9 protein-coding genes and 2 pseudogenes are annotated in these 15,151 nt (G+C 62.1%); 6 read left to right on the forward strand and 5 right to left on the reverse strand.

Annotated features, from left to right (window positions below; all coding sequences use genetic code 11):
• Positions 1-39: 39 nt before the first annotated feature.
• The 3 genes and pseudogenes from BVG12_RS00815 to BVG12_RS00825 all read left to right on the forward strand — a co-directional run.
• Positions 40-1,668, forward strand: a complete 1,629-nt coding sequence (locus BVG12_RS00815; RefSeq protein WP_075790727.1) for an electron transfer flavoprotein-ubiquinone oxidoreductase — start codon at positions 40-42, stop codon at positions 1,666-1,668.
• Positions 1,669-1,715: 47 nt separating this feature from the next.
• On the forward strand, positions 1,716-2,897 hold the full coding sequence (gene bktB, locus BVG12_RS00820) for a beta-ketothiolase BktB (protein WP_075790728.1): 1,182 nt from the start codon (positions 1,716-1,718) through the stop codon (positions 2,895-2,897).
• A 124-nt stretch (positions 2,898-3,021) separates the two neighbouring features.
• Positions 3,022-3,174, forward strand: a pseudogene (locus BVG12_RS00825) (IS3 family transposase); the annotation flags it as partial.
• A 132-nt stretch (positions 3,175-3,306) separates the two neighbouring features.
• Here the strand turns inward: BVG12_RS00825 and BVG12_RS35585 are convergent.
• From BVG12_RS35585 to BVG12_RS00840, 3 genes and pseudogenes are all read right to left on the reverse strand, one after another.
• On the reverse strand, positions 3,307-4,956 hold the full coding sequence (locus BVG12_RS35585; protein WP_075790730.1) for a methyl-accepting chemotaxis protein: 1,650 nt from the start codon (positions 4,954-4,956) through the stop codon (positions 3,307-3,309).
• 313 nt (positions 4,957-5,269) lie between these two features.
• Positions 5,270-5,575 (reverse strand): annotated as a pseudogene (locus BVG12_RS35955) (DDE-type integrase/transposase/recombinase); the annotation flags it as partial.
• Positions 5,576-6,008: 433 nt separating this feature from the next.
• Positions 6,009-7,151: a branched-chain amino acid aminotransferase gene (locus BVG12_RS00840; RefSeq protein WP_083684318.1), complete on the reverse strand. Its 1,143-nt coding sequence runs from the start codon at positions 7,149-7,151 to the stop codon at positions 6,009-6,011.
• Positions 7,152-7,292: 141 nt separating this feature from the next.
• Here BVG12_RS00840 and BVG12_RS00845 point away from each other — a divergent pair, with 141 nt between their 5' ends.
• From BVG12_RS00845 to BVG12_RS00855, 3 genes are all read left to right on the forward strand, one after another.
• The gene (locus BVG12_RS00845) at positions 7,293-7,934 is read left to right on the forward strand and encodes a TetR/AcrR family transcriptional regulator (protein WP_083684320.1); all 642 of its coding nucleotides are present in this window, start codon (positions 7,293-7,295) and stop codon (positions 7,932-7,934) included.
• Positions 7,924-8,823: a 3-keto-5-aminohexanoate cleavage protein gene (locus BVG12_RS00850; RefSeq protein ID WP_075790733.1), complete on the forward strand. Its 900-nt coding sequence runs from the start codon at positions 7,924-7,926 to the stop codon at positions 8,821-8,823. Before BVG12_RS00845 ends, BVG12_RS00850 begins: the two co-directional genes overlap by 11 nt.
• Positions 8,824-9,053: 230 nt before the next feature.
• Complete coding sequence (locus BVG12_RS00855) at positions 9,054-11,435, forward strand: hybrid sensor histidine kinase/response regulator (RefSeq protein WP_075790734.1); 2,382 nt, start codon at positions 9,054-9,056, stop codon at positions 11,433-11,435.
• Positions 11,436-11,514: 79 nt separating this feature from the next.
• On the opposite strand, the gene bktB (BVG12_RS00860) is transcribed toward BVG12_RS00855, so the two are convergent.
• Entirely contained in the window at positions 11,515-12,696 is a 1,182-nt protein-coding gene (gene bktB, locus BVG12_RS00860) for a beta-ketothiolase BktB (protein ID WP_075790735.1), read from the reverse strand.
• Positions 12,697-12,760: 64 nt separating this feature from the next.
• Complete coding sequence (gene ppsA / locus BVG12_RS00865; protein WP_229503643.1) at positions 12,761-15,127, reverse strand: phosphoenolpyruvate synthase; 2,367 nt, start codon at positions 15,125-15,127, stop codon at positions 12,761-12,763.
• Positions 15,128-15,151 lie beyond the last annotated feature (24 nt).

A 15,151-nucleotide genomic window follows, 5' to 3' on the forward strand; every position in this document is an offset into this window, starting at 1 on the left:
ATGAGTCCGCAATTTGAAGAATACGCCCCCCGTGAAGCCATGGAATACGACGTGGTCATCGTCGGCGGCGGCCCGGCCGGCCTGGCAGCAAGCATCCGCCTGAAACAGCTGGCGGCCGAGAAAGGCCAGGACGTGTCGGTCTGCGTGCTGGAAAAAGGCGGCGAGCTGGGCGCGCACATCCTGTCGGGCGCCGTGATGGACCCGCGCGCGCTGGACGAACTGTTCCCGAACTGGAAGGAACTGGGCGCACCGCTGAACACGCCCGTGACGGAAGACCGCGTGCTGTTCCTCACCGAGACCAAGTCGTACCAGACGCCGTCGATGTTCGTGCCGAAGATGCTGACGAACCATGGCAACTACGTGATCTCGCTGGCCAACGTCGTGCGCTGGCTGGGCCAGCAGGCGGAAGCGCTCGGTGTCGAGATCTTCCCCGGCTTCCCGGCCGCCGAGATCCTGTACAACGACGACGGCTCCGTGAAGGGCGTTGCCACCGGCAACATGGGCGTCAACCGCCACGGCCAGCCGACCGATGCGTTCCAGCTGGGCATGGAGTTGCACGCGAAATACACGCTGTTCGCGGAAGGCTCGCGCGGCCACCTCGGCAAGCAGCTGATGGCGAAGTACGACCTGAACAAGGGCAAGGATCCGCAGACCTACGGCATCGGCATCAAGGAACTGTGGGAAATCGATCCGGCCAAGCACAAGCCGGGCCTCGTGATCCACACGGCCGGCTGGCCGCTGGATAACGACACCTACGGCGGCTCGTTCCTGTACCACCTGGAAAACAACCAGGTCGCGGTCGGCTTCGTCGTAGGACTGGCCTACCAGAACCCGTACCTGTCGCCGTACGAAGAGTTCCAGCGTTATAAAACGCACCCGGCGATCCGCCACTTCTTCGAAGGCGGCAAACGCATCTCGTACGGCGCGCGCGCGATCACGGCAGGCGGCCTGCAGTCGCTGCCGAAGACCGTGTTCCCGGGCGGCGCGCTGATCGGCTGCGACGCCGGCTTCCTGAACACGAGCCGCATCAAGGGCAGCCACGCCGCCATCAAGACGGGCATGCTGGCCGCTGACGCCGCGTACGCCGCACTGGGCGCGGGCCGCCAGCACGACGAGCTGCTGAGCTATCCGGTCGCCTTCGAACAGTCGTGGCTGCACGAGGAACTGCACGTCGCGCGCAACTTCAAGCCGTGGATGAGCAAGGGCCTGATCACGGGCACGATCATGGTCGGCATCGACCAGATCCTGTTCAAGGGCAAGGCGCCGTGGACGCTGCACCACACCCACGCGGACCACGAATGCCTGCGCCCGGCGTCCGACTTCAAGCCCATCGTCTATCCGAAGCCGGACGGCAAGCTGACGTTCGACCGCCTGTCGTCCGTGTTCATCTCGAACACGAACCATGCGGAAGACCAGCCCATCCACCTCACGCTGAAGAATCCGAACGTGCCGGTCGAGATCAACCTGGCCAAGTTCGCGGGTCCGGAACAGAGATACTGCCCCGCCGGCGTGTATGAGTTCGTGAAGACGGACGAGGGCAAGGACCGCCTGCAGATCAATGCGCAGAACTGCTTGCACTGCAAGACCTGCGACATCAAGGACCCGACGCAGAACATCGTGTGGGTCACGCCGGAAGGTGGCGGCGGGCCGAATTATACAAATATGTAGGCAAGAAAATGTAGGCACGGAACGCAATCAACTGGAATGGAGCATGTATGCAAAGAGAAGTCGTGATCGTCAGTGGAGTTCGAACCGCCATTGGCGCCTTTGGCGGTAGTTTGAAAGACTTTCCTCCCACCGAACTGGCGTCGCGCGTCACGCGCGAAGCGCTGGAACGCGCGGGTGTTCACGGCGACGACGTCGGGAACGTCGTGTTCGGCAATGTGATTCACACCGAACCTGCGGACATGTACCTCGCGCGCGTGGCGGCAGTACGTGCCGGGATCTCCCACGCGGCACCGGCGTTGACCGTGAATCGCCTGTGCGGCTCCGGCCTGCAGGCCCTGGTATCGGCGGCGCAGTCGATTCTGCTCGGCGATGCGGCTATCGCTGTCGCAGGCGGCGCGGAAAACATGAGCCGTGCTCCGCATGCGACGAACGCCCTGCGCTGGGGCACCCGCATGGGGGATGTCAGCTTCGTCGACATGATGACAGGTGCGCTGACCGATCCGTTCGATCAGGTCCACATGGGTATCACTGCCGAGAATGTCGCGCAGCGCTATGGCATCGCCCGGGAGGCGCAGGATGCGCTGGCGCTGGAATCACACAGGCGCGCGGCGCATGCCACCTCCGCCGGTCACTTCAAGGAGCAAATCCTGCCGATCGCCGTCAAGTCGCGCAAGGGTGAGGTGCTGTTCGACACGGACGAGCACATCCGCCCGGAGACGACCCTGGAAGGATTGGCCTCCATGCGGACCGCGTTCAAGAAGAACGGCACGGTCACGGCCGGCAATGCTTCCGGTCTGAACGACGGTGCCGCGGCGCTGGTGCTGATGGAACGGGGCGTGGCGGAGCAGCGTGGCGTCAAGCCGCTGGCACGCCTGGTCGCTTATGCGCATGCCGGTGTGGATCCGAAATACATGGGCATCGGCCCCATTCCCGCCAGCCGTCTGGCGCTGCAGCGCGCCGGCTTGACGGTCGCCGATATCGACGTCGCGGAGGCCAATGAAGCATTCGCCGCTCAGGCTTGCGCCGTCACGGCGGGGCTGGAACTGGATCCGGCAAAGGTGAATCCGAATGGTTCCGGCATCGGACTGGGACATCCTATCGGCGCCACCGGCGCCATCATCACCGTGAAAGCATTGTACGAATTGCAGCGCACCGGCGGGCGCTATGCGCTCGTGACGATGTGCATTGGCGGCGGCCAGGGCATCGCGGCGATTTTTGAACGCATCTGAATCTGGTTGGCCAGGCGTCGATAACCGGGTAGCGTTGAGCGCTACCCGGTTTGTTTTCGAGACTGGCATACCTGATACTACAGTTGTAATTTTTTTTAAACTTCGGCCCGCGCCTTGTTTCTGACTCTATGCAACGCGGGACGAAGCCAGGCAGGGCATCGTCGACTACATCGAGATGTTCTCCAATCCAAAGCGGCGCCACAGCTTCAATGAACGACTGTCTCCAGTAAAGCAGTGGAGATTCAGCCCTCTCGCCGGGGTTCTGTTGCCGCCATGAGTTCAGCCACACCGGACTGCTCAGCCTCGATCTCCCGCAACAGCAGCGCGGAGCGGCCAACGATATCTGCGGCGCGGTAGCCGGTCGTGGATTCGAAGGCCGATGCGACGGAACCCTCACGGAATGCAGCCGTCACAAGACGCTCGCTCGCGCTGGCGCTCCAAGCCTGAGCACTTGCTTCCAGCGTGGGCGTCGCACCGGCTGTATCGCCGTTACCTCGCCTTCTTCCACAGGGCCTTCCAGCTTGAACACGCTCACCGCACTAGCCAGTGCCGCCGCCTGGTCGCGCAGCGCTTCCGTCGACGCCATCGCTTCCTCCACCAGCGCCGAATTCTGCTGCGTCATATCATCCATCTGCGCGACTGCCTCCGTCACCGCATTGATCCCCGTGCTCTGCGCCAGGGTCGCCGCGCTGATCTGGGCCACGATCGCCGTCACCTTCTGCACTGCGTCCTGGATTTCGGTCATGGTCGTGCCAGCCTGCTCGACCAGTTCATGACCGGTATCGACCCGGCCCACGGAATCGACGATCAGCCCCTTAATCTCGCGCGCCGCATCGGCGGACCTGTGTGCCAGGTTCCTGACCTCGGCGGCGACGACGGCAAACCCGCGCCCCTGTTCTCCTGCGCGCGCCGCTTCGACCGCGGCATTCAGCGCCAGGATATTGGTCTGGAACGCAATGCTGTCGATCACACCGGTGATGTCGCCGATGCGCCGCGACGATTCCTTGATCAGGTTCATGGTCGATACCACCTGACTGACCACCGCCCCGCCTTTGAGCGCGGTCGCAACGGCGTTTGTGCCGAGCTGGTTGGCCAGTTCCGCATTGCCGGCGTTCTGGCGAACGGTGGCATTCAATTCGTCGACTGCCGTCGACGTCGCGTGCAGCGAATCTGCTTGCTGCTCCGTGCGTTCGGAAAGCTGCGCAGTGCCCAAGGCGATCTCGACCGACGCTGTGGCGATGCTGTCGGTACCGGCGCGTACATCGCCGACGATGCTTGCCAGGCTGCCGTTCATGTTTTTCAGCGACAGCATCAGGGCACCTATTTCGTCCGTCGAACGCACCGTGATGTCGACGCTGAGGTCACCGTTGGCTACCTTGCCGGCCAGCGCGACAGCATCGTTGAGCGGGCGCGTGATGCCGCGCGTGACCAGTATCGAAAGGGCCACCCCGATCACACTGGCGGCGAGCGCAATGGCGGCCATGATCTTGAGCGACACGGCGGTCGCGGCGGCGGCATGCTCCCCGGCCGCTTCGGCCTGCTTGCCCTGGTACTGGATCAGGCTGTCGACCGCGGCGACATATGATTCGGCGAACGGCTGGATCTGCGACAGCATCAGGTCCTTCGCCGGCGCCAGCTGGCCTTCCTTGACCATCATAACAAAGCGGCCGCGCAGCTCGTTGAAGTCAGCCCGCTTCCGGTTGAGGTTGGCTATATGCTGGCGCTCTTCATCGGACCCGTTCATCATCGCGGCGAGCTTGACGCTGTTCTCTTCGACGAACTCGCCGCTCTGCTGCATCAGCGACAATTGCGTCTGGCTGGCGGCGACATCGTTGACCACCAGGATGTTGCGCATGTTGCCGACCATGTCGGTCAGGTCGGCCTTGATGGTGTTGACCAGCACCGTGGCGGGGTATCGCTCCTTCACGATCACGCCGAGGCGGCCATTGCTCTGCCACAGCTGGAGCGCGCTGATGCCGGTAATGACGATCATCAGTACGATCAAGGTGCCGAACCCCGCGCCGAGCCGATGCCCGATCTTCAAACTGCTTGGTTTCATTGTCTCTGTCTCCATATTTTTATCATGCTTGGAATCGCATACGCGATGCAGTCGTTCGCTACGCGTCGATCAGGTACCTACTGACCATGCCTCTAATAAAACTGACACATTAACAGTTTATGAGGGTGTCGTTGCCAGGGCAAGCCGAAAATATGGATTTACAGAAACCGTTCGCTGCCGATGCCACAGCGGTCAAGTACAACCGCAGTGGGATACGTGCGGGGGCGCAGGGACTTTCCGCGAAAAGGGCTCTGGTGCAAATCGTCGAACAGGGGCGAATCGATTGGGGTGAAGGCCCTGCAGGTGGGGTTGCCAGGACAGCGGCCCAGATTTCGGACGGAGTTTGCTCCTGAGTGCCCAGAGAGCGTAAGTCGAACTGCCCCGTCCGAATACGATGCATGAGCTCGACGCCAGGGATTGTGACGTTAGCGCAAGCGAAGCTATTCAGGCCCAGCATGGCGCCGAGCCTCGACTTTATGTTGCGATGGTCCTGCGCGATTAGGTTGTCCAGGTATTTTGACGAGCGCAGGTTTGTCAGGGCGGTGAGCCTGCGTTGCTGTTGAAGTTCACGAACGGCCCGATGGGAAGCAGCATAACCGTCCAGCGTAATAGTCTTGGGCGGGCACGCGCACGGCGCATGGATTTACAACTGTGATACTAATTGAGTCCACGCCGCGCGCGTCCGACGGCGTGGTGGAGGGGCTATCGGCGCGCTAAGGTAACAGGTTGATCAATGCAAAGTCATATGGCCCCGTCCAGGAGCCCGGCAGATGGCGTTCCTTTTGCTCGTCCGGGTCCATTGCGCCAGGGGGCAAGGCGATCTCCGAGGATGGTTGTGCATGCGGCATGGTCACAGTCGGCACGGGCGGCATTGGGAGGGTGACGCTTGAAATGACCGGATCCATCTTGTCTCCACTGTGTGGTTATATAGTATTTATAGCGTAGCGCATCGGGCCGGCCTGTCAAGCTGAAAGTTCGTTAGCTTTTGAATGATAAGGATGCGAACGTTCCTGCGCACGCTCCCACGTGCGCAGGCCGAACCGACGACCAGCTTACCGTGGAGTGGAGCCGAGCAGCACCGCATGCATCCAGCCATGCTTGTCGGGCGCCGTGCCACGCTGGATGCCGAGCAGGGCGTCGCGCAGGGCCATGGCAACCGGGCCGTTGCCACCATCATTGACGACCTGTGCGAAGCCGCGGCCCTTGATTTCACCCACCGGCGTGATCACGGCCGCCGTACCGCAGGCGAACACTTCGGAGATTGCACCGGACGCGATATCCTGCAGTACATCGGTCAGGCGGAGCCTGCGTTCTTCGGCTTTCAATCCGAGGTCGGCGGCAAGGTCCAGCAGGGTCGACCGCGTGATCCCGGCGAGCAGCGTACCGGTCAGCGCGGGCGTCACGACGACCGGTTCGCCTTGTTGTCGGTACACGAAAAACAGGTTCATGCCGCCCATTTCCTCGATGATTTCGCGCTCGATCGCGTCCAGCCAAATCACCTGGTCGCAACCCTGGTCCTTGGCTTCCGCCTGCGCCAGCAGACTGGCCGCATAGTTACCCGCACACTTCGCTTCGCCCGTGCCGCCCGGCGCGGCGCGCACGTAATCCTTGCTGACCCAGACACTGACGGGTTTGAGCCCTTGCGGGAAATACTCGCCGGCCGGCGAGGCGATCACGAGGAACATATACGTTTCGGATGGGCGCACGCCGAGGTAAGGGTCCGTGGCAATCATAAACGGCCGCAGGTACAGGCTCTCTCCCGGGCCGGAGGGTACCCAGGCTTCGTCAATCGCCACCAGCGCTTCGCTTGCGCCGATGAACAGGTCTTTCGGGATCGCCGGCATGGCCAGGCGCTGCGCGCTGCGATTGAAACGGTGCCAGTTTTCCTCGGGGCGGAACATGCTGACCGATCCGTCCGGCTGGCGATAGGCCTTGAAGCCTTCGAAAATCGCCTGTCCATAATGCAGGACCGACGCGGCCGGGGACAGCGGAATCGCAGCGTATGCCTTCACCTCGCCATCCTGCCAGGTGCCGTTGCGATAGTCGACCACTGCCATGTGATCGGTGAACACGCGGCCGAACTGAATGGCCTTCAGCTCTTTCTCGCGTTCTGCTGCAGCGAGGCGGGTGGTCGATAGGGTGATTTTAACGGTGGGGTTGGAGGCAGGCATATCGGAGGATGAAAATAGGATCATGGGTGCGCAAAATTCTAACCGACATTTGGGAATCGACTGTCCCGGCCCTCGCGGCCGTCGTCACGATGGCGAACGCCACTCCGAAGTGCTTGACAGTTTCTGCCATTGATCCTAATCTGGCAGAAACTGCCAAAAGACCTCATGAAATCGAGCTCATCTGGACCACCCTCGGCCATGCTTGTGGCGTCGCGCGCCAGCGTGCAATTGTTCATCGCACGTGGTTCGAGTGATGTGTCGATCAGGGAACTCGCCGCGCACGTCGGCATCTCGGAACGTACTTTCTACCGCTATTTCCCGCGCAAGGAGGATGTGGTGCGCCCATTCCTGGAGAACGGCTTGCAACGGATCGTCGACGGTTTCGCCGCCCGCAGCGCCAGCGAACCGATCATGGATTCGCTTGCGGCGGCCTGGGCGGACGCTTGGCCATTGAAGGAACCGGGCGCCAGCGCCGTATTTTTCCGCATCCTGGAGCAGCACGACAGCTATCGGGCGGCTCGCTTGCAGGCCATCATCGACAGCGAGGCGCTGTGGGCGGAAGCGATCGCGACGCGCCTGGGCCTGGCGCCGTCGTCGCCGCAGGCGCTGGTTGCCGGTGCCGCCATCGTCACTGCGTTTCGCATGGCATGGCAGTCATTCAGCCTCGATCCCACCCTGGATCCCCTGGCGACGCTGATACGGAATTTTCATTTTTTCAGCGCCCTGCTGGCGACGCCGGCAGAGGCGGCCGACACCGGTCATTTCAACCACATCACTCAGAAAACAGGGAATCAACATGTCCGTTAACACCTTCAGGGCCAGCGACCGCCCGCTCGTCATCGAAGCCGCGATTTCGTCTGTCGTCGCCAACGCCGGCGGCTGCGAGCCAAGCACGAAGCAGATCATCGATGAGGCGCGCGCCTGCATTGACGCCGGTGCCGGCATCATCCACTGCCACCATAATTTCTCGCTGAGCCGTGCCGACGCGATCGCGCAATATATCGAGATCAATCGCAGCGTTCAGGAGTCGCACCCCGGCACGCTGATGTATCCAGGCTTTCTTCCGGGGAGCCACTTCGAGGAACGCATGGAACATCTGGAACCGATGTTCGAAGCGGGCGTGCTGACGATGTATGCCTTCGATCCTGGGCTCTCGATCCATGGCCGGCTGGATGAGCATGGCTTGATGACGAAGTCGGTCAGCAATGGCGCGACCTTCGAACAGGCCAGCGCCATGATCGAGCGCGGCTACCGCTACCGCGCGCCGGCTTCCCTGGGTATCTTCGAGCCGGGCGGCCTGCGCTGGGTGCGCTCCTTTGGCGCCGCCGGCAAGCTGGTGCCGGGGACCCTGGTGAAGCTTTATTTTCCCGGAAATAACGCCTGGGGTGCGTCGGGGTCGACCGCGACCTACGGTATTCCGCCGTCGAAAGAAGCGCTGGATATTTATCTGTCGCTCCTGGAGGGGGCGAACACGCCATGGATCGTTTCGATCCTGGGCGGCAGTATCCTCGATACCGACCTGGCGCGGTACGTCCTGGAACGCGGCGGTCATTTGCGCGTCGGCATCGAAGATCCACTGGGACGCGCGACGATGAGTAATGTCGAAATGGTCGAGGCCGTGATTGCGTTGGCGCAGCAGGTAGGCCGTCCCGTGGCGCGCAGCACCGAAGCACTGGCGGTACTTTCAGCGGGATAATCGTCGGGTACGGCGGACCTTGCGGCACATGGATGCTGTGCTTCCCAGGGTCGAGACCGCTGAGCGTCATGTCTTGCATGAAGGGCACCGAGCTCGGTGACCTTCCGAGTTCGGGCATAAACGTCCATGAGCGAGTTTTTTTGCCTTGGTGAGGGGATGCCACTGCATGACCGCCCCTCCAGGTTGAAAAGCTTTACACTCTGGGTCGTATCCCCTTGAGAATTCGTTGAATGCAAGATCAAACAAGTGACAGACGCGTCCGGCTAAGTGATGCAGAGACTATTCTGGACAGCATCACCGACGCTTTTTTCAGCCTCAACGGTAGCTGGGAGTTTTCCTATGTCAACCGTCAGACGGTAACGACGCTCAATTGCGAGGCCAGGGACCTGCTCGGAAAAAGCATATGGGATGTGTACCCCGGTACCGTGGGAAGCGATTTCGAACGAATGTATCGAAGAGCGGCCGAAGAGCGGACCTCCCTGACATTCTGCTCCTACTATCCCGATCACGACCGGTGGTATGACGTCAATGTGTATCCTGCTCCAGACGGGTTGTCCGTTTATTTTCGTGACGTCTCTGCCCGTATGCGCGAGGAGGCGCGCCGCGCCGCATTGGTCACCCTGACCGAGATCTTTCGCGACCTGAGCAGGCCGGAAGAGATCATGTTCAAAGCCGCTGAAACCCTGGGGCAGACATTGGGCGTAAGCCGGGTGGGATATGGAACCATCGACCCTGTTGCCGAAACACTGCATGTCGTCCGCGACTGGAATGCCCCGGATGTGGAGAGCCTGGCTGGCACACTGAACCTGCGGCATTATGGATCGTTCATTGATGACTTGAAGGCAGCGAAGCTCGTTGTCATCAATGACGTCGATAAGGACAGCCGTACTGCAGGTTTTGCAACCGCTCTGAAGGAACGCAGCGCGGCTTCATTCGTCAATGTGCCGGTGGTCGAAAAAGGTAACCTGGTTGCGGTCATTTTTGTCAATGACGCACAGGTGAAAAACTGGTCAGCTGAAGAACTGGTGTTTATCAAGGAAGTCGCTGAACGAACGCGGATTGCCAGCGAGCGAGCCAGGAACGCAGCAGAGCTGGACCACGTCATCGCTGAATCGGAGCGCCGCCGCCGGCTCTACGAGGCTTGCCTGGAAAATACCCCGGATCTGGCCTACGTTTTCGGACTGGACCATCGGTTTATCTACGCTAACAAGGTATTGCTGCGGATGTGGGGCCGCACCTGGGACGAAGCGATTGGAAAGACTTGCCTGGAGCTCGGTTATGAGTCATGGCACGCGGACATGCATGACCGCGAGATCGATCAAGTCATCGCCAGCAAGCGATCCATTCGTGGAGAAGTACCGTTTGAAGGCACGAACGGCCGACGTATCTATGAGTACATTTTCACACCGGTACTCGGCCTTGACGGCCAGGTGGAAGCCGTCGCGGGCACGACGCGCGATGTGACGGAGCGTAAGCAAACCGAAGAGAGGTTGCTCGCTGCAGACCGCCGCAAGGATGAGTTCCTGGCGATGCTTGCCCACGAGTTGAGAAATCCGCTGGCGCCCATCGCCGCAGCCGCCGAGGTTCTGCAGGCGCCTGCCCTGGACGACAAGCTGACCAAAAGGACTTCCCGGATCATTGCCCGCCAGGTCAGGCACATGACGGCCCTTGTCAACGACCTGTTAGACGTGTCGAGGGTGACCCGGGGCCTGGTCAGGATTGAAAAAAGCTCGCTCGATCTGAAATCGATCATTTATAGCGCTGTCGAGCAGGTCCGGCCATTTATCGAAGCGCAACGTCATCATTTGCTCTTCGATCTGGCGGCGGAAAAAGCTTATGTGATGGGGGACCAGAAGCGCCTGGTGCAAATCATCACCAATCTCCTCAATAACGCAGCCAAATATACGCCGCAAGGCGGTAACCTGCGCTTGAGACTTGTGGTCGAGGCAAATGCACTGGCGCTGACGATCGAAGACGATGGCATCGGTATACCGGTGGAGCTGCAGTCGCAAGTCTTCGAACTGTTTACCCAGGCGGAGAGAACATCGGACCGTACCCAGGGAGGACTGGGGATCGGCCTCGCCCTGGTCAAGAGTCTGACCGAACTCCATGGCGGAACGATCAGTTGCTTCAGTGAGGGCCGAGGTCAAGGAAGTCAGTTTACCGTGCGACTCCCGCGCCACCATGTCGCGCCGGATGCGGCGGTGAACGAGAGCGGCAATCTGCACCCGGCGTCACGTCCGAAGCAGCCTCTGCGTATTCTGGTCGTGGACGACAACGTCGACGCGGCACAAATGCTGGCTTTATATCTTGAAACGTTGGGTCATCAAGTTCTGATCTCGCATTCGTCGACCCTCGCGATCGTCCGCGCCACCCAGGAAAAACCCGACGTGTGCATACTCGATATCGGACTTCCGGAAATGGACGGTAACGAGCTGGTCCGTCGATTAAAGGCGGAGCCGGAGACCGCGCATGCGCTCTTCATTGCGGTGACAGGATACGGTCAGGAACATGACAGGCTCAAAACCATGGCAGCTGGATTCAGCCATCATCTTGTGAAACCGGTCGACGTTGCCAAGTTAGCGAACTTGCTGGACCAGCATCGACCATGAATGCGTCCAGCCCATCACCTCGTCCGCGCACGCTCGGCGCAACGCGGCAATGGCAGACAGGCTGGACACGGCGGGATCACTACATGCGTTCAAAGACGGCGGCGATGCCCTGGCCACCGCCGATGCACATGGTCACCAGCGCGTAGCGGCCACCGTTGCGCTGCAGTTCGTACATCGCCTTGACGGTGATGATGGCGCCCGTGGCGCCGATCGGATGGCCGAGGCCGATGCCAGAACCGTTGGGATTGACCCTGGCGGGGTCCAGCTCCAGTTCCTTGGCAACGGCACAGGCTTGTGCGGCAAAGGCTTCGTTGGCCTCGACTACATCCATGTCGGCAACGGTCAACCCGGCTTTCTCCAGCGCCTTGCGGCTTGCCGACACCGGGCCGATGCCCATGTGTTGCGGATCGACCCCGGTGTGAGCATATGACACCAGGCGCGCCAGCGGCCTGATGCCGCGGCGCTCGGCCTCGCCGCGTTCCATCAGTACCAGGGCCGCGGCGCCATCGTTGATGCCGGAGGCGTTGCCGGCCGTAACGGTGCCGCCTTTCTTGAACACGGCCCGCATGGCGGCCAGGTCTTCCAGCGTGGTGTTGCCGCGGGTGTGCTCGTCCTTGTCGAACACGATCTCGCCCTTGCGCGACTGCAGCTTGATCGGCAGGATCTGTTCGCGGAAGTAGCCGGCCTCGGTGGCATGGGCGGCGCGGCGGTGCGATTGCAGTGCCAGGGCGTCCTGTTCTTCGCGCGACACGGCATGGCGCTCGGCCACGTTCTCCGCCGTGACGCCCATGTGGATCGTGTTGAATGGATCGGTGAGGGCGCCGGTCATCATGTCGGTGAAGCCGACCTCGCCCATGCGGGTGCCCCAGCGCAGCGCGCTGCTCGTGTGCGGCGCGCGGCTCATGCTCTCGGCGCCGCCCGCCACCGCGACATCGCAGTCGCCCAGCAGCACGGATTGCGCGGCCGAGATCACGGCCTGCAGGCCGGAACCGCACAGGCGATTGAGGGTGAGGGCGGGCACATGCTCGCCGATACCTGCCTCGATGGCGGCCACGCGCGACAGGTACATGTCGCGGGGCTCGGTGTGAATGACATTGCCGAATACGACATGGCCGACTTCTTCGCCGTCGACGCCGGCACGGCGCAATGCCTCGCCGGTGACCCGGGTGGCCAGCTCGGTCGGCGGGACATCTTTCAGGCTGCCGCCGAAAGAGCCAATCGCGGTACGGACACCGCTGACGATTACAACTTCACGTTTCATGACATCTCCAGTTGATAGTGATGGACGGATCGCGCAGGACGATTCCAGGTATTCTTTTGGGCCCCTATCCGATACGTGCGGCCCCGGCCAGCTTTTGCCACGTATCGATCACCGAGTCCGGGTTAAGCGACATCGACTCGATGCCCTGCTCCATGAGCCACACGGCGAAGTCCGGGTTGTCCGACGGCCCCTGACCGCAGATGCCGACGTACTTGCCTTTCGACCGGCAGGCCCATATGACGAGCGTGAGCAGCGCCTGCAGAGCGGGATCGGATTCGTCGAAGTCGTTCGCGAGCAGCTCCATGCCGGAGTCGCGGTCGAGACCCAGCGTGAGCTGCGTCAGGTCGTTCGAACCGATCGAGAAGCCGTCGAAGTACTGCAGGAACTGCTCGGCCAGGATGGCGTTCGACGGCACTTCGCACATCATGATGACGCGCAGGCCGTTCTCGCCGCGCTTCAGGCCATATTTCGCCAGCAGCGCGATGACCTTCTCGGCCTGGCCCAAGGTGCGCACGAACGGGATCATGATCTCGACGTTCGTCAGACCCATCTCGTCGCGCACGCGTTTCAGCGCCATGCATTCCATCTCGAACGATTCGGCGAAGTCCTCGGCCAAGTAGCGCGCGGCGCCGCGGAAGCCCAGCATCGGGTTTTCCTCGTCCGGCTCGTAGCGCGAACCGCCGATCAGCTTCTTGTACTCGTTCGACTTGAAGTCGGACAGGCGCACGATGACGGGCTTCGGCCAGAACGCGGCGGCGATCGTCGCCACGCCTTCGGCCAGCTTGTCGACGTAGAACGCGCGCGGCGACGCGTGGCCGCGCGCCACCGATTCCACGGCCTTTTTCAGGTCGGCGTCGATGTCCGGGTAGGCGAGGATTGCCTTCGGATGGATGCCGATGTTGTTGTTGATGATGAACTCGAGGCGGGCGAGACCGACGCCCGCATTCGGCACGGACTGGAAGTCGAACGCGAGCTGCGGATTGCCGACGTTGAGCATGATCTTCGCCGGGATCTTCGGCAGTTCACCTTGTTTCACGTGGGTGATGTCGAACGCGAGTTCGCCCTCGTAGATGCGGCCTTCGTCGCCTTCGGCGCAGGACACGGTCACGAACGTGCCGTCCTTCAGCGTCTCGGTCGCGTCGCCGCAGCCGACGACGGCCGGCACGCCCAGTTCACGGGCGATGATCGCCGCGTGGCACGTGCGGCCGCCGCGGTTCGTCACGATGGCCGACGCGCGCTTCATGACCGGTTCCCAGTTCGGGTCGGTCATGTCGGCAACGAGGACGTCGCCCGGCTGCACTCTTTCCATTTCGGACGGGTCGTTGATGACGCGGACCGGACCGGCGCCGATCTTCTGGCCGATCGCGCGGCCCGACGTCAGCACGGTGCCCGTGCCCTTCAGCTTGAAGCGCTGCTGCGAATCCGTCGCCTTCTGCTGCGACTTCACGGTTTCCGGACGCGCCTGCAGGATGTACAGCTTGCCGTCGCGGCCATCCTTGCCCCACTCGATGTCCATCGGGCGGCCGTAGTGCTTCTCGATGATGACGGCGTACTTGGCCAGCTCGACGACTTCCTCGTCGGTGAGCGAATAACGGTTGCGCTGCTCGATCGGCACGTCGACGGTCTGCACGGAGCGGCCGGCCTTGGCTTCCTTCGTGAATTCCATCTTGATCAGCTTGGAGCCGATGTTCTTGCGGATGACGGGCTTCTTGCCCTGTTCCAGCATCGGCTTGTGCACGTAGAACTCGTCCGGGTTGACGGCGCCCTGCACGACGGTCTCGCCCAGGCCGTAGCTCGACGTGACGAACACGACGTCCTTGAAGCCCGATTCCGTGTCGATGGTGAACATGACGCCGGCGGCGCCGGTGTCGGAACGGACCATGCGCTGCACGCCGGCCGACAGCGCGACCTCGGCGTGGGTGAAGCCCTTGTGCACGCGGTACGAGATCGCGCGGTCGTTGTACAGCGACGCGAACACGTGCTTCATCGCTTCCAGCACGTTGTCGATGCCGACGACGTTCAGGAACGTCTCCTGCTGGCCCGCGAACGAGGCGTCCGGCAGGTCTTCCGCGGTGGCGGACGAACGGACGGCGAACGACACTTCCGTGTCCGAATCGGCCACGAGGCGGTCGTAGAAGGCTTCGATTTCCGCCTGCAGGCGCGGCTGGAACGGGGTGTCGATGATCCACTGGCGGATCTCGGCGCCGCTGGCGGCCAGGGTGCGGACGTCGTCCACGTCGAGACCTTCCAGGCGCTTGGCGATGCGCTCGCCCAGCGAAGGACCGCCGTCGACCGAGTGGTTCAGGAAGTCGCGGAACGCCTGGGCCGTGGTGGCGAAACCGCCCGGCACGCGCACGCCGGCCTCGGCCAGCTGGCTGATCATCTCGCCGAGCGACGCGTTCTTGCCGCCGACCGACTCGATATCTAGCATGCGCAGGTTTTCGAACGAGGCCAC

This window comes from Massilia putida, from assembly GCF_001941825.1.
GTDB lineage: Bacteria > Pseudomonadota > Gammaproteobacteria > Burkholderiales > Burkholderiaceae_D > Telluria > Telluria putida.